Annotated in this window: 18 protein-coding genes; 3 read left to right on the forward strand and 15 right to left on the reverse strand. The window is 46.5% G+C overall.

Annotated features, from left to right (window positions below; genetic code table 11):
• On the forward strand, positions 1–283 hold a 283-nt coding region (locus Q0E49_RS05880), incomplete at its 5' end, for an alpha/beta hydrolase (protein WP_295747008.1).
• On the opposite strand, the gene Q0E49_RS05885 is transcribed toward Q0E49_RS05880, so the two are convergent.
• Entirely contained in the window at positions 280–1,146 is an 867-nt protein-coding gene (locus tag Q0E49_RS05885; RefSeq protein WP_295747037.1) for a patatin family protein, read from the reverse strand. The two genes, Q0E49_RS05880 and Q0E49_RS05885, sit on opposite strands and share 4 nt — an antisense overlap.
• Positions 1,147–1,265: 119 nt before the next feature.
• Here Q0E49_RS05885 and Q0E49_RS05890 point away from each other — a divergent pair, with 119 nt between their 5' ends.
• On the forward strand, positions 1,266–1,763 hold the full coding sequence (locus Q0E49_RS05890) for a phosphatidylglycerophosphatase A (RefSeq protein ID WP_295747010.1): 498 nt from the start codon (positions 1,266–1,268) through the stop codon (positions 1,761–1,763).
• A 588-nt stretch (positions 1,764–2,351) separates the two neighbouring features.
• On the opposite strand, the gene Q0E49_RS05895 is transcribed toward Q0E49_RS05890, so the two are convergent.
• The 5 genes from Q0E49_RS05895 to parE all read right to left on the reverse strand — a co-directional run bounded on the left by Q0E49_RS05895 (position 2,352) and on the right by parE (position 9,481).
• Positions 2,352–2,843 (reverse strand): ECF transporter S component, encoded by a 492-nt coding sequence (locus Q0E49_RS05895; RefSeq protein ID WP_295747012.1) that lies wholly within the window; start codon positions 2,841–2,843, stop codon positions 2,352–2,354.
• Between the two features lie 2 nt (positions 2,844–2,845).
• Entirely contained in the window at positions 2,846–3,706 is an 861-nt protein-coding gene (locus tag Q0E49_RS05900) for a bifunctional hydroxymethylpyrimidine kinase/phosphomethylpyrimidine kinase (protein WP_295747014.1), read from the reverse strand.
• 217 nt (positions 3,707–3,923) lie between these two features.
• Positions 3,924–4,856 carry a manganese-dependent inorganic pyrophosphatase gene (locus Q0E49_RS05905; protein WP_295747016.1) on the reverse strand — a complete coding sequence of 311 codons (933 nt, stop codon included), beginning with the start codon at positions 4,854–4,856 and terminating at the stop codon, positions 3,924–3,926.
• 91 nt (positions 4,857–4,947) lie between these two features.
• Positions 4,948–7,416 carry a DNA topoisomerase IV subunit A gene (gene parC / locus Q0E49_RS05910; RefSeq protein ID WP_295747018.1) on the reverse strand — a complete coding sequence of 823 codons (2,469 nt, stop codon included), beginning with the start codon at positions 7,414–7,416 and terminating at the stop codon, positions 4,948–4,950.
• A gap of 19 nt (positions 7,417–7,435) precedes the next feature.
• On the reverse strand, positions 7,436–9,481 hold the full coding sequence (gene parE, locus Q0E49_RS05915; protein WP_295747020.1) for a DNA topoisomerase IV subunit B: 2,046 nt from the start codon (positions 9,479–9,481) through the stop codon (positions 7,436–7,438).
• A 160-nt stretch (positions 9,482–9,641) separates the two neighbouring features.
• Here parE and plsY point away from each other — a divergent pair, with 160 nt between their 5' ends.
• Positions 9,642–10,256 carry a glycerol-3-phosphate 1-O-acyltransferase PlsY gene (gene plsY / locus Q0E49_RS05920; protein ID WP_295747022.1) on the forward strand — a complete coding sequence of 205 codons (615 nt, stop codon included), beginning with the start codon at positions 9,642–9,644 and terminating at the stop codon, positions 10,254–10,256.
• Positions 10,257–10,389: 133 nt separating this feature from the next.
• Here plsY and Q0E49_RS05925 read toward each other — a convergent pair whose 3' ends face one another.
• From Q0E49_RS05925 to Q0E49_RS05965, 9 genes are all read right to left on the reverse strand, one after another.
• Positions 10,390–11,265 carry an aldose 1-epimerase family protein gene (locus Q0E49_RS05925; protein WP_295747024.1) on the reverse strand — a complete coding sequence of 292 codons (876 nt, stop codon included), beginning with the start codon at positions 11,263–11,265 and terminating at the stop codon, positions 10,390–10,392.
• Positions 11,246–12,178, reverse strand: coding sequence for a tyrosine recombinase XerC (xerC, locus tag Q0E49_RS05930; RefSeq protein ID WP_295747039.1), 933 nt, complete (start codon positions 12,176–12,178; stop codon positions 11,246–11,248). Before xerC ends, Q0E49_RS05925 begins: the two co-directional genes overlap by 20 nt.
• 317 nt (positions 12,179–12,495) lie before the next feature.
• Positions 12,496–14,601: a type I DNA topoisomerase gene (gene topA / locus Q0E49_RS05935; protein WP_295747026.1), complete on the reverse strand. Its 2,106-nt coding sequence runs from the start codon at positions 14,599–14,601 to the stop codon at positions 12,496–12,498.
• 146 nt (positions 14,602–14,747) lie between these two features.
• The gene (gene dprA, locus Q0E49_RS05940; RefSeq protein WP_295747028.1) at positions 14,748–15,620 is read right to left on the reverse strand and encodes a DNA-processing protein DprA; all 873 of its coding nucleotides are present in this window, start codon (positions 15,618–15,620) and stop codon (positions 14,748–14,750) included.
• A 62-nt stretch (positions 15,621–15,682) separates the two neighbouring features.
• Positions 15,683–16,462 carry a ribonuclease HII gene (locus Q0E49_RS05945; protein WP_295747029.1) on the reverse strand — a complete coding sequence of 260 codons (780 nt, stop codon included), beginning with the start codon at positions 16,460–16,462 and terminating at the stop codon, positions 15,683–15,685.
• The gene (gene ylqF / locus Q0E49_RS05950) at positions 16,455–17,321 is read right to left on the reverse strand and encodes a ribosome biogenesis GTPase YlqF (RefSeq protein ID WP_295747031.1); all 867 of its coding nucleotides are present in this window, start codon (positions 17,319–17,321) and stop codon (positions 16,455–16,457) included. The genes Q0E49_RS05945 and ylqF overlap by 8 nt, the downstream gene beginning before the upstream one ends.
• Before the next feature lie 11 nt (positions 17,322–17,332).
• Entirely contained in the window at positions 17,333–17,557 is a 225-nt protein-coding gene (locus tag Q0E49_RS05955; RefSeq protein WP_295747033.1) for a YozE family protein, read from the reverse strand.
• The gene (locus Q0E49_RS05960) at positions 17,547–18,170 is read right to left on the reverse strand and encodes a YpmS family protein (protein ID WP_295747035.1); all 624 of its coding nucleotides are present in this window, start codon (positions 18,168–18,170) and stop codon (positions 17,547–17,549) included. Before Q0E49_RS05960 ends, Q0E49_RS05955 begins: the two co-directional genes overlap by 11 nt.
• On the reverse strand, positions 18,167–18,560 hold a 394-nt coding region (locus Q0E49_RS05965; protein WP_366509543.1), incomplete at its 5' end, for an SGNH/GDSL hydrolase family protein. The genes Q0E49_RS05960 and Q0E49_RS05965, both read right to left, overlap by 4 nt.

Genomic DNA, 18,560 nt, shown 5'->3' on the forward strand with positions numbered 1-18,560 from the left:
CAAGAGTACTGACCGTAACTTTAAACAGCTCCTTCGTGGGGCCAAGTTGATGAAAGACCATCATAATCAACCTGAAATATTCAATATCATGGGGAGTAAGGAAGGGAAGAACGATCGCACAGACGGATCTGTTCCCCATATTCAATCAGAAATGATGCGGCTCCTGGTCAAGAGAATGGGATGCACTTATCATGAGCGGACTTATGCGAACACAACTCATTACCAGTTACACCAGAAAAAGGCAATCTTAAAAGAGGTGGCTGCCGACCTCTGGGGTAACTAATAGGCCTTATCAGCTAAGAATTGACGAATGGCTGCTATTTGCGAATCGCCATCTTTTCTCCCTTGCAAGTAAAGTGCAGTGAGCTTTTTCGTGTTATGTTCAAGTCGACTCACTTTAACTGGGTGCTGAGGGGCGATGCACAAAGCCTTACCAGAATCGACCAAATTGGCAATACCGCTGACCTGTTGGTTGTAAACCAGCGGGCGATTGATCCCCGTCTGAATAAAAGCCGGGTAGTCTTTGTAAACTCGCCGGTACATCATTTTTTCAAAGTGGGAAGAAGGCTTTTTACGGAAGTTAACGTCCCTAGTGCGGATAATTACCATCTTGTCAAATCCCTCTTTGAGTGCGAGGTCGTACGGAATCGAATCTGCCACCCCGCCATCGAGGCATTCGCCCTTACTCGTTTTTTGGGGGTCTCCAATAAAGGGGATCGACGAAGATGCCTTTAATGCAGTAATCAGATCGTCACCAGTCGGCTTTTCAAACGTGACTGCTTTCCCGGTAGCTAATGAGGTGGCAACAATGATGAAATTAGATGCTGATCGTTGATATGCTCGTTCGTCAAACTGGTGCCAGTCCCAGCCATGGTCAGCAAATAGGAAGTCAAGGTTGATAATGCTTTCCTTCTTCAGCATTCTGGTCATGGAAATGTAGTCACGACGGTGGCGATAACCAGTATTAACGTTAGTGACCCGGCCAAACTGTTTGGAAACAAAGTTGGCACCACACAAGGCACCAGCGGAAACACCAACCACGCAGTCAAACTCAATTCCGTTTGCCAGAAAACTGTCGACAACGCCAGCGGTATACTGTCCACGCAAGGCACCACCTTCTAATACTAAGGCTGCTTTATATAAGATTTTCATTACCTTCTCTCAAAAAAGAGTACTGCAAATTATTATAACAGTAACTATTGGCGAAAAAGGGGGAAGAGGCGTACAATTTTAACTTAATATTTAAGAAACACGGGGGATTAACCATGCAAAATAAAAAATTCAAGTACCCGGACACAAAAGCTTACCAATTTATTATTAACGAGTTTAATCAACGGGGCATTACCCTTCATGATTTGGCAAAGATTGTTCACAAAATGGAAATTGATTACATTCCCGAATTAACCGTAGATAAGTGTGAGCGGGTGCTGGTTAACGAAATGCACAAGCGAGAATTGATGAATAATGTGATGGTTGGTCTAGAGCTCGATCGGCTCGCAGAAGAAAAGCGGCTGAAAGAGCCATTACTGTCGATTATCCGTAACGACGCCGGAGTTTTTGGTGTTGATGAAGTCCTGGCACTACAAATTGCTAATATTTACGGCACAATTGGGTCTACCAACTTTGGTTACCTGGACCGAGTTAAGTACGGTGTGATTAAAAAGTTTGATGAGGATGACCAACACGTTAATACCTTCTTGGATGACCTGCTCGGCGCCATAGTTGCGGCTGCTTGTGCTAAATTGGCCCATGAATACGCTTAGTCCTTCATTCACGTCATAACATTAGAAAACCGCGCTCCTCAAACAGAAGCGCGGTTTTCTAATAGTGACTTGTTACTGACAATCAACGTCTCACAACTGTTAGCAACACCTAGTGATAAGTAGACAATAAATTAGTGCTGTTGCACATGGAATTGATGAAGCATTGGGTATGCCAACGACGCGATTACCAACGCAATAAAACTAACAACAGCAATGAAGTTGCTAAGAGCTGACATCATATCCGCTCATCCTTTCCAATAAAGATAGTAATAAGGCTAGTGATGCTATTAAAGCGCTCACATGACCTTTTCAACTCTCATTGTAGCTAACCAATCGTTGAAAAGCTAGTACTCTATCAATTTCTTAGCAAAGTATTATCTGGCTCTTATAATTGGAAAATAAAGTTAATGGTTTCTCTTAGTTTAGATTAATAAGAATAGCGAAGCAAAGAGTTAATTTTTGAAAGAGGGCGATGGGGAGCCATTGCTTATGTTGATTTTTGGTTGCTAGTTTACATAATATATATTATTCGAAGTAATGACCGTGAGAAAAGAAGACCCCCACCACCGTGGGAGCCATTATTTTTAATTACAAATGCAGCCGTTTTTCTAGTAATCTCTCAACCATGACCGCGATAATTGCACCAACGATTCCCTGAATCAGGTTTGTTCCAATACTCAATAGTCCAGTTAACAATGTTTTGGATAAGTACCAGTCTGCAAGGAAGTAACTAGCTACCATCAACAAAACACCGATGCTGAGCGCTAAGCTTTTGCTTTTTGTTTTTTGGTACAACCATCCAGCAGCAAAGCCTTCTAGTCCATGCGCAATGAAGGAAAAGAACATGTACTGAGTATATCCGGAAAATAAGTCCAGGAGCATCCCACTAAAACCACCAATGACTAAACCATACCAGGGGCCCAGTAACAATGAGCCGATGAAGATCCCAAGGTCGCACAGGTTAATATTTCCCTTAGTCATCGGGATGGGAATCAAAACGAGGCGCCCGAGCACAACACTAATGGCAATCAGTAGCGCCCCGAAAACGGTTTTTTGAAGATTGTTATTATTTCGATGCAACGTTAATCAAGCCTTTCATGATGGTTTTCATCAGTTGTTAAATAGTTTAATAAGCGGCGGGTTTTCATTCCGTAAACCCTGTCCTGGTCATCTGGGGAGAGCTTCGCCGTTTCTGCGACTGCAATTTGAATTGCTGCAGTTGATTTGCTAACGGCACTAGTCATTGATAAGCCTTGCTGAAGATAGCCAACCAGTAGTGCCGAAAATGTATCGCCGGTACCATAAAAGTGGCCAGGAAATGGTTGATTGCCGGTAAAAAACGGGATTGTTTTATGTGGCAGGAAGGTCAAGGAACCAATTTGCTCCCGGCGATGGATTCCTGTCACAACAATGGTGGCCCCCAAGCCCCCTTGCCGGATTTTATTCACTGCCTTTGCGATCGCTTGGTCACTTTTGTCGCTTTGAATTGGTTTCTCCCCAATTAAAAGTTGTAATTCTGTCCAATTAGGTGTTATTACAGTGGCCAATTTTACTAGCTCCATCATTTGTGCTGGGTAATCAGGACCAAAACCGTCATACAAGCGACCATTATCCCCCATCACGGGATCAACAAGCAACGTTTGCCAGTGGTTGTGAGTAGCAAGAGCAGCTACTTCTGAAATTGCTGATGTTTTACCAAGATAACCGACGAGTGCAGAATCCAGGTCTAAGTGGCTAACCGTTTGCCAGTGTGCAAAGGTTGTTCTCAACCAGCTGCTTGCTGTCATTTTGACCGGAGTGCCGAACCCTTCAGTTGATGATGATAAAAACATTGCTGGCAACACAGCAGTGGTAATTCCCATTCCATGGAGAACATCCATTGCTGCCACAGAAGAGATGGTACCAAGGGCGGAAAAATCTTCAATTACCGCAGTTGCCTTCATATCATCACCCCAAATCGCTTTTCTTACACATGTGTTATTATAAGTGAATTGCTGTGTCAGGTAAAGTGACCCCTGCCCTATCCTTACTTGCGTTTTGAGCATCATCCAAGGTAAGGACTGACACCGCCACTAATAAATAAAAAGAAATCACAACAAAAAACACAGGATGGCCGATAACTAGCCACCCTGTATTTTTGGTAATTGATGTAATTAGGGATTAACCTTCAAAGGCGTCCGTCAATGGCGGAACGACTTGCTTCTTCCGTGAAACAACTCCTGGCAGGTTCATCCGGTGTTGATCACTGAGCTTCTTACCAAAGGCCTTTTCAACCACGTCGGTAGGTTCACCCGTAACCAGCAAGTCAGAATCACTGTTTAAGATGTTGGTAACAATCAGGATAAACAGGTCGTAGTTGTTCTTGTCCATTTCACTGTGCATCGTCTTTTCGAGGTCCGCCTGACGAGCAAAGACATCGTCGAGGTCCACTGTATTAACTTGACCGATACGAACGCTCTTGCCACCAAGAGTAAAGGACTTAGCATCGCCTTCAACGATATCCATGTCAGTACGCTTTGCAATGTTAGTGCCGGCCTTGAGCATCGCCAAACCGTATTCCTCATAATCCACGTTAGCGACCTTCGCCAGGTACTTAACAGCTTCGCGATCGTGGTCCGTCGTCGTTGGTGACTTCAGCAGTAAGGTGTCTGAAATGATTGCGGACAGCATCATACCGGCCAGGTTAGCCGGAATATCGATGTGCTTTTGTTGGAACATTTCAGTCAAAATGGTGCTAACACACCCGTAAGGACGGGCGGTGTAATACAGCGGTTGAGCAGTATTAAAGTTAGCAATCCGGTGGTGGTCAACAACGTGAGTAACGGTGACCTTATCAATATCAGGTGCACTTTGCTGTGGTTCGTTGTGGTCAACCAGCATCACCTTGTCTACTTCGTTCGCAACGGTCTTTACGACCCGTGGTGCCTTCATGTTAAAGTGGTCTAATGCATACTTGGTTTCATCATTTGGTTCACCAAGGGCAACGGCCTCAGTTTCATACCCCAGTTGGTTTTGGTAGTACGAATAAGCCATCGCTGCCGTAATTGCATCTGTGTCAGGACTTTGGTGCCCAAATACTAGTTCCTTACTCATCTTGCAAGTTCCCCCTTGAAGAATAGCAGGTCTTTCCTGCCAAAATTTCATCGTATCCTCATTTTATCACAAAATTCACATTCGCAATCAATTATTTTGCCGGCTGTTCAGCACTGGCAACAGCAGTGAGCTGGCGGCGAATCCAAACCGGTGTCCCCTGCGAATCAGTATCCACAACAAACATTCCATTAGACTGAGCAACACTGACGTGGTGGTCAGCAACAGCTACTTCAACGATTTGCGGACGGTCGGTAATGATTTCTAACTTTCCATCATAGTCTGCTGGATACGAAGTTAAGCCGGCGACTTCGTGCGGATTCTTCTTTAAACGACGAAGAATCAGGTTCCCCCGGCGCGCCCGTGAACCGAGTTCTAATTCATTGGCCTTCATTAACTTGAAAGCTCCTCGTTGGGTCACGACGGCAAGCAGTGACTCATCATTGACGATGGTCATTGCGCTTAAGGCATCGTCTTCTTTGAGGTTAATGCCACGAACCCCCGCGGTTCGGGCACCAGTTGGTGAAACCTCGGCAATGTCAAAGCGGAGGGCATACCCCTGACGACTGGCAAGAACCACTGACTGTTCCTTCTTGGTCGTTGGTTCGTAATACTCAATGTTGACGACCTCAGCATCAGCCGATTTCAGCTTGATATACTTCGTCGCGTGGGTCTTATAACGCGAACCAGGTTTGTAATCACTGAAGCTGGTTCGCTTAACCTGCCCATCAGTCGTTGCCATGATGAAGCTGCCCTGCTGTTTTAAATCTGCAAACGTAAAGGCCCGGATAATCATCTCGTCTTCAGCGAGGCCGACTGTTTGTGAGAGGTGCTCGCCCATGTCCTTCCACCTTGTGTCCGCCAGTTCGTGAACTGGTCGGTAAATAAGGTTGCCAAGATTGGTGAACATGAAGAGGTGGTTAAGCGTGGAGGTTTCCTGGATCAGGATTGGGTAATCGTCTTCACGCAAACCGTTATCGTTAATCGCCGAAGCGTTAAAGGAGCGTAAACTGCTCCGCTTGATGTATCCAAATCGTGACACCATAACGACCACTTGTTCATCCGGGACGGTCACAGTCGTCGCAACGGTCAGCTTTTGAACGTGGGCTTCAATCTTTGTGCGCCGTGGTGTGCCAAACGCCTTTTTCACTGCCTGCATTTCGCGCCGCAAGACAGCATTTAGCTTGGCTGGCTGTTCCAAAATTTGGTGGTATTCACTGATCTGCGACCTCAACTGCTGCTTCTCATTTTCTAGCTGAGTTACATCGGTGTTGGTTAACCGGTAAAGTTGCAAGGTAACGATAGCCTCAGCTTGGTCGTCAGTGAAATCATACTGGGATACTAAATTCTGCTTTGCGTCCCGCCGGTTTTTGCTGGCGCGGATGGTCTTAATTACCTGGTCCAAAATCGAAAGGGCCTTAATCAACCCTTCAACGATGTGGAGTCGTTTATTGGCCCGGTTCAACTCAAACTTGGTCCGCCGGGTAATAATCTCCTTTTGGAATGCCAGGTAGGCACTCAGAAACCGTTTTAAGCCGACGCGTTGCGGTCGCATGTCGTCAATGGCAACCATATTGAAGTTGTAGTTGATCTGCAGGTCAGTATTTTTAAACAGGTAGTTGAGAATTCCTTGGGCATCAACGTTTCGCTTTAGTTCGACCGCGATTCGCAGACCGGTCCGGTCAGTTTCGTCACGAACTTCAGCGATCCCTTCGACTTTCCGGTTAATCCGTAAGTCGTCTATCCGTTTGACTAGCTGAGCCTTGTTGACTTCATAAGGAATTTCACTGATGTTAATCTGTTGTTTGCCACCACGAAGGTTAACAATCTCTGTTTTAGCGCGGACAACAATTCTTCCGCGCCCATTTTCGTAGGCTTCTTTAATTCCTGTTAGTCCCTGGACAATCCCGCCGGTCGGAAAGTCTGGCCCGGGGATAAATTTCATTAGATCATCCAACGTTGCTTGGGGATGGTCTAAGAGGTAGTCCAGTGCGTCAATAACTTCTGCTAAATTGTGCGGGGGAATTTCGGTAGCATAACCAGCAGAGATCCCCGTTGCACCGTTAACCAGCAAGTTAGGGAAACGTGCTGGCAGCACTGTCGGTTCTTTTTCCGTATCGTCGAAGTTTAACGTCATATCAACAGTGTTTTTGTCGATATCTTGGAGCATTAACCCAGCGATTTTACTAAGGCGGGCTTCTGTATAACGCATGGCAGCGGCGGGGTCACCGTCCATTGACCCGTTATTCCCGTGCATTTCAATTAATGGTTCCCGCAGCTTCCAATCCTGGCTCATCCGTACCAGGGCTTCATAAATCGAACTGTCACCATGGGGGTGAAAATTACCCATGACGTTCCCAACGGACTTAGCGGACTTGCGAAAGCCCTTATCGTAGGTATTACCGTCCTTATTCATGGCGAAGAGAATTCGCCGCTGGACTGGTTTCAGCCCGTCACGAATATCCGGAAGGGCCCGTTCTTGAATAATTGATTTAGAATAACGGCCAAATCGGTCGCCCATCAACTGCTCAAGTGTTTCTTCCCTAATTTTTGCCGTGGTCAAGTTTGTCGTCCCCCTTCTTTTATAAATCTAGGTCCAGTTGACCGTTACTTTCGGCAGTTAAATCTTTACCGCCAGACTGGGGATGGGATTGCTTTGGTGATGATTGGTTTTTCTTTTGCAACCGCCCCTTATTGGCGACTAGCTTGTCACTTTCCTCGTCGTTGAGGGTAAATTGGACGTGACTGTCGATCCACTTTCTTCGTGGTGCTACCTTGTCGCCCATCAGCGTGGTAATCCGTTTTTCTGCTTCGGCAGCGTCCTCAATCCGCACCCGAATAAGTGTCCGGGAAGCAGGATTCATCGTTGTTTGCCAAAGTTGGTCGGCGTTCATTTCACCAAGACCTTTGAAACGTTGCAAACTACCACCGTGGCCGTGGCTGGTGAGCTTAGTCAGTTCTTCGTTAGTCCAGGCATATTGGATGGTTGTGTGATCACCGCGGCCCCGTTGCAACCGGTACAGTGGCGGCAGAGCAATGTAGACCCGACCGGCCTCAATCATTGGCCGCATGTACTTGTAAAAGAAAGTCAGCAGCAGGATTTGAATGTGCGCGCCGTCATCGTCCGCATCAGTCATAATAATGATTTTGTCATAATTAGCATCTTTAATATTGAAATCAGCACCTGCTCCCGCGCCGACCGTGTAGATAATGGTGTTGAGTTCCTCATTCTTTAAAACGTCGTCCAGCTTTGCTTTTTCAGTATTCAACACTTTGCCTCGTAAGGGCAAAATCGCCTGAAACTTACGATCGCGCCCTTGCTTAGCGGAGCCGCCGGCAGAATCCCCTTCCACCAGAAAGAGCTCATTTTTCTTAGCATTTTTGGACTGAGCGGGGGTTAATTTACCGGACAGGTTACGCTCTTTACGGCCCTTCCGCTTGCCGCGGGAGAGGTCACGGGCTTTGCGTGCGGCTACTCGTGCTTGACGTGCTCGCAATGCCTTGCGAATCAGGTCTTGTGCCTCGTCACCATTCTCCATTAACTCGTAGGACAACTGGTCGCTGACGATGGCATCGACAATTCGCCGGGCCTCTGGGGTGCCGAGCTTATCCTTCGTTTGCCCTTCAAATTGAAGGAGCCGTTCTGGAATTCGCACGGAAATAACCGCGGTTAATCCTTCGCGGACATCCGAACCTTCCAGATTCTTGTCCCGTTTTTTGAGCAGACCAACTTTACGGGCGTAATCGTTAAAGGTCTTTGTCCAACCGCTACGGAAACCAGCTTCGTGGGTTCCCCCATCGGGTGTCCGAACGTTGTTGACAAAGGAGAGGACCGTTTCTGAATAACCATCATTGTACTGAGCTGCGACTTCGACTTCCACGCCGTCTTCTTTGCCGTCAAAGTACATCGTTTTGCCTATTACATCTTTATCTTCATTCAGGTAGGCAACAAATTCTTTGATCCCGTCATTATACTGGTATACCTGGGTTTGTTCCTGACCTTGCCGTTGATCTTCGAGGACGATCTTAATTCCCTTTAAGAGGAAAGCAGACTCACGAAGGCGCTTCGCCAGGGTATTAAAGTCGAAAGTAGTGGTCGTAAAAATGGTTGGGTCTGGTTTGAAGCTGACCGTTGTTCCGTTGCCGTCCCGAGTTTTACCGAGCTTTTTCAGCGTGCCAACCGGCTGGCCGCCATTGGCGAATTTCTCCTGGTAGCGGACGTGGTCACGAACAATTGTGAGTGTTAGGTGAGTCGATAAGGCATTGACCACTGAGGCACCAACCCCGTGAAGACCACCAGAAGTCTTGTAGCCATCGTCCTGGCCGAATTTTCCACCAGCGTGAAGGACCGTCATAATGACTTCGGGGGTTGGTTTACCACTGGCATGCATGCCCACCGGCATTCCACGACCGTGGTCTTGAACGGTAATGGAGTTATCGGCACCAATTGTTACTAAGATTTCGTCACCGAATCCCGACAACGCCTCGTCGACTGCGTTATCAACGATTTCATAAACCAGGTGGTGAAGCCCACGGGCGTCAGTAGAGCCGATGTACATACCCGGCCGCTTTCTGACCGCTTCAAGCCCCTTTAAAATGTGAATTGACGAGGCATCATACTTGCTCACAACAATTCCCCCTAATTGATTGGTCTGAAAGTTACTGCCCTGCTTGCACAAGGCAGACATACTCATTTATTTTACTCAATATTTTGGTAAGTCGCAAACCAGAGTGGTTATCTCCGAGAGCGCATGATATGATAAAACCGTTATTGAAAAGGAGTTTATTATGAAAATTGGCTTCATGATCATCATCGCTTACCTACTAGGTTCAATCCCTTCCGGGTTATGGGTTGGTGAATTGATGTATGGTAAAGATATTTCTAAAATGGGAAGCGGTAATATTGGGACAACCAATGCCTTCCGGGAGCTTGGCGCGAAAGCGGGAACGATTGTGCTGGCCATGGATGTTTTGAAGGGAACACTGGCTGCTAGTCAGCCATACTTCTTCCATTCCTCCATCAACCCCCTACTAATCGGCGTCTTTGCTTCGCTAGGCCACAGTTTTTCGCTCTTTGATCATTTTCACGGGGGCAAAGCTGTCGCTACCAGTGCCGGGATCCTGTTGGCATATAATCCACCATTATTTCTGGTGGCGGCATTAATTTTTGTTGGCGTTCTCTTACTAACTAGTATGGCTAGTGCCGCAAGTATGACTGGCATCACATCCGTACTGGTTATTGCCCTTTTTGAACATGATGTCTTCTTGTCAACTATTGCCGGCTTGCTAACTGCCTTAGTTCTGTGGCGCCACCGCAGCAACATTAACCGGATTATTCATGGTCGCGAATCACTCGTGCATTTTGGTTTGCTCTACTATCTTAAACATCATCATAGATCATAATTGACTATCTTCCGTGAGATCCGGGAGTTAGTAAAGAACAAGAAGGCCCCTAGCGTTCGGCTTTACCAGAACGTTAGGGGTCATTGTTGTACCACCTGTTTTAAGCTAGTCATTTTGGAATCGCTTTGTGAGTCTAGAATGGTTCAATACTAAAAGAATGACTATTTTTTTGACCAGCGGTAAGCCGGTGCATAACATTTTTATGAATCAGTTGGCCATCGGCGTGGAGATTATCTGCAATTCCCCACCATGGTTCCACACACACAAAGTTACCGGTTTGCGGATACGACGACCAGATACCAACGAACGGGGTTTGGTTCAGGTGAACATGGACGCCATGGCCACTTGATGGTTCACTTAACGTTACCGTTAGTGGCTGGTAATTTGTTACTAAAATTAACGCATCCTCATTGAAATCCGGATGGCTGAGCTGGTGTGGATGACTAAGGTCAAGTGAGACAGGGTGTTGAAGGTCATTGTATGGACCAACGAGCTTAATTTGCGGGTACACCGCTGCTGGTGACACTGTCAAATCAACATTTTCAAATGCTAGGTCGTTGCTGAACGGGACGTTGAAGCCCGGGTGGGCGCCAATTGCATACAGCAGGGGCTGATTGTCTGGATTGATAACTTGATATGAAACCATCAATCGTGCCCCTGCTAACTTGTACTTAACTGTTAATGAGAAGTGGAACGGATAAACTAAGCGGGTGCTGGCCGTATCAGTTAACCGTAACCATACTTCGTCGGTAAATTGCTTGACGACTACAAACCGGCAATCTCGGGCAAAACCATGTTGAGTTTGGTGATACGTCCGTCCTTCAAAATAATATTGATTGTTTTTCAGCCGGCCAACAAATGGAAAGAGAATCGGCGCCTGGCGATTCCAACTAGCGGGATCACCTTGCCACAAGTATTCATGGAAGCTACCTGCTTTTTTGATGCTATGCAGTTCAGCGCCAAGTTGGTTGATTTTAACAGTTAATTGTTCATTTCTGATCGTGATCATGAAGATTGCCTCCTTCTTGGGCCCGTGGGAAAAATTGCCGGTAATTTTTTTGCAGGTTTTCCTTAGTAACATGGGTATAAATTTGTGTTGTGCTAAGACTGGAGTGTCCTAATAATGCCTGAACACTGCGGATATCTGCACCCCGGTCTAACAAATGGGTCGCAAATGAGTGCCGTAACATGTGGGGATGAATAGTTCCGGTCAGTGTACTGCGTTTCATGACCTGTTTCAGGAGGTATTCAATGCCGCCACTAGTGATCGGTTTACCGCGGTTATTGATAAAAACGTATTGGTGATCCAGATGGTACTTATCCATTAACGGTGTACGGCAGTAATGATAGTAGTTATTGAGTGCCTGGGTCACAAAGTGGCCGAACGGAACGTAGCGCTGTTTGCCGCCCTTTCCTTCCACCAAGATCATTTTGACGTCGTTGTCGATTTGAGGCAACGTTAATTTGGCGCACTCACTAACCCGCATGCCTGTATCGTAGAGGATTTCTAAGACTGCCCGGTTACGATAATCCAACGGTTTCCCTTCGCCATCTGCCGCCTTGAAAAGGGCAGTCATTTCCGGTTCGTAGAAATACCGTGGCAATGAGCGGGGATGCTTTTTTATTTGTACGTCATCAAATGGGTTTTTCGTTGCCAGGTGGTTCAAAATGAGAAAGTTAAAGAAAGAACGGAGACTTGAAACCTTCCGTGAAATGGTAGTTTCGGCGTCTTGCTGGTCATGGAGCTGCGTCAGGTAAACTTGCACGTCTAGACGATCTACCGCCGTCCACCCATGAAAGCCTCCATTTTGATCAAGAAACTGCTGAAAAGCTTTGAGGTCCTCGTGATACGCAATCATCGTCTCCGTTGAATAACGCCGTTCGCTTTTCAGATAATTGACATAGAGTGCAGCCAAAGTCAGTGGGTTGGCGGTTAGTTGCTGGTTAGCGACTAACAAGTTACCTAGTTGGGCCAACCGGGTAACCGTTTGGTTAATGGTCGTTTGCGGTTGACCGGATTGATTAAGGCTTTCTACGAAAACAGCTAGCTCGTTACTTGTCAAGTGCTGCCATCCTGGAAAACTACCAGTTACCTCGTAAAATTGCTGAAATTGCTGAGCCGTCTTCAGTAGCTGTTGTTGCTCACTTTTACTCAATGACGAATGCTCAACTAATTCGTTGATAGTAGGATGTTTAGACAAAAAAGCCCTCCTTTCAGCAGAAAGCAGGACCCAAATGACTATTTTTGGACTGGTTCTTTGTAGTCACCATTTGGACAAACAACCTGCTTGCCACCCTTAAGTTTCTTTTCAACAAGGAAGTGACCATCCTTCGGGCAGGAACGACCAATCGGTTTATCCCATGAAACAAAGTCACAATCTGGGTAACGCGAGCAACCATAAAAGATGCGGTTTCGTTTTGACTTGCGTTCGACTACCGTTCCTTTACCGCACTTTGGACAAGGAATCCCGGTATCCTTAACGATTGCCTTAGTATTGCGACACTTCGGAAAACGTGAACAGGCATAAAACTTACCGTACCGCCCCATCTTAATCACCATCGGGGCACCACAAATATCACAATTCATGCCGGCAAGCTGATCACGCATTTCAATTTTATCCACTTGCTGTTCTGCCGCACTGACCTCTTTTTCAAACGGTTGGAAGAATTGATCGACCACTTCAACCCAGTTCCGCTTGCCTTCTTCAATTTGGTCAAGGTGCTCTTCGACGTCAGCAGTGAACTTAACGTCGACAATTTCTGGAAATTGCTTTTCAATAATTTTGTTGACAATTTCACCAAGCTCTGTTGGTTCAAAGTGCCGACTAACTTCCCGGACATAGTAACGCCGCTGAATGGTGTCAAGCGTTGGCGCATAAGTTGATGGACGACCAACACCATTAGCTTCCAACGTATGAACCAGAGCGGCTTCGGTGTACCGTGCTGGTGGCTGGGTGAAGTGCTGAGCAGGATTATCCTTGACCAATTGAACACGGTCATCAACCTGTAGGTCTGGTAAGAGATTATCTTTTTCCTTCCCTTGGTGATAAACCTTGGTAAAGCCAGGAAACTTAACTTTCGAACCATTAGCCCGAAACTCAACGTTATTTTGGACAATCTTAACGCTCATTGTGTCAATGATCTGCGGAGTCATTTGACTGGCGACAAAGCGCGACCAGATAAGGTTATAGAGCTTGTACTGATCGTTGGTTAGATACTTTTTCATTGCGGCCGGAGTCCGGGTCACCGCTGTTGGCCGGATTGCTTCGTGAGCATCCTGTGCCCCTTCTTGCAACTTACCCTTGACTGGTTTGGTAGCAGCATATTCGGCACCGTAGTGATCATGGATAAACTGTGAAGTCGCGTGTTTAGCAACAGACGCGATCCGAGTGGAGTCCGTCCGCATATAGGTGATCAGCCCGACGGCTGCCCCCTTACCAATGTCGATTCCTTCGTACAGTTGCTGAGCAGCCATCATCGTTTTCCGTGTCCGGAAGTTCAGTCGGCGGTTAGCTGCCTGTTGTAGCGTGGACGTCGTAAACGGTGGCTGTGGCATCCGCCGACGTTCTTTCCGGTTGACGGCCACGACGTCGAAATCAGCTGCCCGGTCGAGGCGGCCTAACACCCGCTGGACATCCTGGTTATTCTTTAACTTAACCTTCTTCCCGTCCATCCCGTAAAAGCTGGCGGCAAATTCTTCATTATCTTTGACAAATTCTGTGTCAATTGTCCAGTATTCTTCAGGCTTGAAGTTCCGGATCTCGTTTTCCCGCTGGATGATAAGGTTTAGGGCGACAGATTGGACACGACCGGCACTTAAACCACGCTTCACCTTTTTCCAAAGAATTGGGCTGATGGAATAACCCACCAAGCGGTCCAAAACCCGTCGTGCCTGTTGCGCATCCACCAAGTCCATGTTGATTGTCCGTGGTTGCTTAAATGACTCCTTAACGGCATCCTTAGTGATTTCGTTAAAGGTTACCCGGTTCTTTTCCGCGGGATCAAGCTTCAGCAAGTTAGAGACGTGCCAGGCAATGGCCTCCCCTTCCCGGTCAGGGTCTGATGCAAGATAAACAGCTTTGGCGTTTTTCGCATCAGCACGCAATTCTTTAATAACCGGGCCCTTACCACGAATCGAAATGTATTCCGGTTGATAGTCATGCTCAACATCAACCCCCATCCGACTTTTTGGCAAGTCACGGACGTGGCCTAAACTAGCGACAACTTTGTAGGTGCGACCGAGATACTTGCCAATTGTTTTAGCCTTGGATGGTGATTCAACAATCACTAACTTACGGGTATTACTTTTTCTTTTACGACTTTTCTTAGTTTTACTGGCTGCCATTGAAAGGCTCCTCATCAAATCAAATTGTCTTGGTTAACCCCTGAGGAGTTACCAAGGGACTCATGAAACAGGATATTGCATTGTTCAAATAATGTCAAACTAGTTTCTACTATATATGGGTCCAGATAAGAAACGCCAGAAGAGTATTAAATATCTAATTCGTCAAGTAAATCGACTGGTTTGAGAATTGGACGAGCACCAATTTCAATCAATTCGTTGCTACCAACAGAAGATGGAACATCGATTGGTCCGGGAACAGCACAAACATTCCGATTTTCCCGCAAAGCAATATTGGCAGTAATTAATGTCCCACTCTTTTTCGCGCTTTCTACAACAAGACAGGTATGACAAACCCCGGCAATAATTCGGTTGCGTTCTGGAAAATGGTGCGGATAAGGTGGGGTCCCAATTGGGTACTCACTTAACAATAATCCCGCCCGCATAATCTCGTCTTGTAAATCACGGTTCTCTTTGGGATAGGCCTGGGTGATCCCACAGCCAATAACGCCAACAACCTGACCACCACATTCTAATGCCACTCGTTGGGCAGTTGAATCAACACCGCGTGCCAACCCGCTGACAATTGTTATACCAGCATTAACCACTGGCGGGATCAATGCATTAATAACTCTTTTGCCATATTTCGTCATCCGTCTCGAGCCGACGACTGCCAATGTTTTGTTCTTAAGGATGGATGGTGAACCGTAATAATAAATTAGAATCGGCGGACAAGCTGTTTCTTTTAACAGTGGCGGATAATCGTCGTCAATGATTGTCAGAAACGGATATGAATGGCGGAAGTATTCGAATGTCAGGTCAAATTCAATGCGTTGACACTGTTCTTCAACAATCTTGGTAATTCGTGGTCTGACACTACATTGCTGAAATAACTTCGTAAAATCAAATATTCCAGTTTTATGAGCCATTTGCCAAAGCTTAAACCTACTTACCGGTCCTAGTTTTTCAACGATTGCTAGTCGGATAATAAAGTCACGTTCTTGTTGCTTTTGTGAAATCAAAAAAATTCCTCCTTAGGTGTCCCTATAATTAAGATACGGAAACGGGGAGGAATTTATATCTTTTATTTTTGATTAATTACTTTTGCAACCGGCGAAAAAGAACGGCGGTGAATCGGTGTTGCACCAAGCTTCGCCAAACCGGCCAAGTGCTTAGCCGTTCCGTAACCCATATTTTCTACCAAGTCGTATCCCGGGTAGATGCGGTCATAGTCCTTCATCAAATGGTCGCGGTATTCTTTAGCAACAATACTTGCCGCCGCAACGCTGATACTCTTTTGATCCCCCTTGATGAGGGTGGTCTGTGGCAGGTCAATTTTCAGCGGAACAGCATCAACGATCAAATGCGCGGGACGGTGATGAAGTTGGTTAACTGCACGAATCATCGCTTGCTGAGTCGCCGCATAGATGTTTAAGCGGTCAATTGTCGGAGCGTCGTTGACAGCAATGCTAATCTCAACTGCTTCATCGACAATCTTTAAGTAAAGTTGCTCGCGTTCGTGCTGGGTTAACTGTTTGGAATCAGTCACGCCAACCAAGTCAAAGCGGTCATCTAAAATTACCGCACAAGTGACAACCGGCCCGGCGAGGGGCCCGCGACCAACTTCATCAATTCCGGCAACATAGCGGCATCCCGCTTGCCACAACTGTTTTTCAAAGTGGAAGCGCTTGGCAAAGTCCTCCCGGGCCGCTGCCTGGCGAACTAAGCGCCGTCGCGTTTGCACCAAGATTTTTTGCACCCCACTACGCGGGTCATTAGCATAAGAGCTAAATAACTGGTCATCAGTAGTTTGCACTGTCGAAAAAAGCTGACGAACTTCCTTGACGGTCAATTGCTTAGTCATTGTTTTCCTCAATCTCAACCGGGGTTTCTAAGGTACAGCGACCAAACTTTCCCTTGCGCAGTTCACGGAGTAGTCGCTCACTCCCCCGCTCATAATCATCACGGAATCCCATTTTAGCAGTAATGGTCATTAGGAGGTCGGGACCAGTCACAGTGGGGTCCAGTTCGTTCTCTTTCAGGTGGTAACGGCTTGCCAAGGCCGCTTTGTGAGATTGACGAAGGTAGTCTAACGCAAAAAGAGCAACGTCGTCGACCGCATAGATACCATCCTTAATGGCACCCGTTGCAGCGAGCTGTGTTCCCTGCTTCTGGGTCGCAAACTTTGGCCAGAGAACCCCGGGGGTATCCAGTAACTCTAGGTCAGCGGAAGAGCGTAACCACTGTTGACCAGTAGTGATCCCGGGACGGTTGCCAGTAGCAGCAACGTTTTTGCCAACGAGGTGGTTAAGAAAAGTTGACTTGCCAACGTTGGGCACCCCGACACACATGGCACGAATTGCCCGTTTTCTCATTCCTTTGGCTTGTTCAGCCGCCAACTTTTCAGCCAGGATTTGTTTTGCCTGGGCAGTCACTTGTTTTTTAATGTTGCCGGCCCGTGAATCCAGCGCAATTGCAGGTTGCTGGTGGTCACGGAAGTATTGCAACCATTGCTGCGTCGTCGTTGGATCTGCAAGGTCGGCCTTCGTCAGTATTAGTAAGCGGGGCTTCTTCCCCGCCGCTGCTGCTACCTCAGGATTTTGCGAGGAGTATGGCAAACGGGCATCCACCAACTCAAAGACAATATCGACGGTCGACATTTGCTCGCGAATCAGCCGTAAAGCTTTTGCCATATGGCCAGGGAACCATTGGATGATTGGCATATTATAACCTCCTAGTTCATCTTATCAAGATACATTTGCCAAGCAGAATCAAAAATAGTCATCGTTGGTAGATAATCAGCGTTCTCTTCTAAATAATGCGAGATTTCGTCAAAGTCTTGGGACTGCTTTGGAAAGGCAGTATCCAAAAAAGCGTTGTTGGCAAATTGTTCAACCGGCGTTGGGTTATCTGGTTGTCGCTGAGTCATCAGAAAATGATAAAAGCTATCACGGAACATTAGGGATCTCCTTAGTATTATTGGGAATGGAGAGCTTCATCTGGAAACGGCCATTAGCCATATCAATTTTTGCCATTGAATAATGAAGTTGTTTATGACGGCTGTACTTGTTTAAGTCAAGAAGAATGGTGTGTTTTTTGGCGTTAACGACCACCCAGTTCGGTAACTTATACTGTTTAGCGATAAAGCCCATCACAAACCCGACTGGGACGTTTAAACGGCCAACATTTAGTCCTGCCGCTTTTAATAACACGTTACCATTGGCTAGCCGCTGGGGAATCAAGTTCAGTGAAAACTGGATGGTTGACCCTAGGAACTTGGTCTTGCCGATAACGGTTGCGTATTTGGGGCCAACAATAAAGCGATACTTGATTTTACTTTGTTGGAGAAACTGGGCAAGGTAGTTGGCGGATAAGGCATTCAATTGTTGACGAGTTAGGTCAATCTGTACCGAATTATCAGTTTTGGCATAGGCGGACTGCCCAGTTGTTGTTTGTGGTACTGGTGCACTTGCCGCGTGGAGAAAGGTTGCGGTAGCAATAATAATAACCGCCGCAAGGGTAATAAATGCCCACTTCCACCAGTTTGTTTTTTTAAGACTCTCTTTCTTCAACGTTGCGAGCTCCTTTTTGTTTGGTATAGCCAGGCATTGTGTTTCTTCATTGATGCAAAGAGTTTGTTTGCGATTTCTTCGTAGCCCTTGTGGTTCGGATGGAAATTATCCGCGGGTGAAATATACTGGTTAAGGTTCTTCTTATCGTGTTTTTGAATGGCAATAACTTGCTTTTGGTTCAACGTGTTGGTGCCATTTTTTTGGCCTTCTTCGACCAGTTGCTGCCGCTGCTTACTGGTTTTATACTGGCCATATGACAATAGGTGGTTGATATCAACGAAGTAAGCATTGTCCGTTTGACTGACGGTTTGCTCCGTGATCTTGTTCCACTGTGCCACTGACCGACTAATAACGGTAACATTAGCAAAGTAAGCATAAACGGGATTATAA

This window comes from uncultured Limosilactobacillus sp. (assembly GCF_934202235.1).
Taxonomy (GTDB): domain Bacteria; phylum Bacillota; class Bacilli; order Lactobacillales; family Lactobacillaceae; genus Limosilactobacillus.

Coding starts and splice junctions, on each gene's coding strand:
- Q0E49_RS05890 (WP_295747010.1), top strand. CDS start 1,266: ATGCAAAATAAAAAATTCAAGTACCCGGACACAAAAGCTTACCAATTT.
- Q0E49_RS05900 (WP_295747014.1), bottom strand. CDS start 3,706: ATGAAGGCAACTGCGGTAATTGAAGATTTTTCCGCCCTTGGTACCATC.
- Q0E49_RS05905 (WP_295747016.1), bottom strand. CDS start 4,856: ATGAGTAAGGAACTAGTATTTGGGCACCAAAGTCCTGACACAGATGCA.
- plsY (WP_295747022.1), top strand. CDS start 9,642: ATGAAAATTGGCTTCATGATCATCATCGCTTACCTACTAGGTTCAATC.
- Q0E49_RS05925 (WP_295747024.1), bottom strand. CDS start 11,265: ATGATCACGATCAGAAATGAACAATTAACTGTTAAAATCAACCAACTT.
- topA (WP_295747026.1), bottom strand. CDS start 14,601: ATGGCAGCCAGTAAAACTAAGAAAAGTCGTAAAAGAAAAAGTAATACC.
- Q0E49_RS05945 (WP_295747029.1), bottom strand. CDS start 16,462: ATGACTAAGCAATTGACCGTCAAGGAAGTTCGTCAGCTTTTTTCGACA.
- ylqF (WP_295747031.1), bottom strand. CDS start 17,321: ATGCCAATCATCCAATGGTTCCCTGGCCATATGGCAAAAGCTTTACGG.
- Q0E49_RS05955 (WP_295747033.1), bottom strand. CDS start 17,557: ATGTTCCGTGATAGCTTTTATCATTTTCTGATGACTCAGCGACAACCA.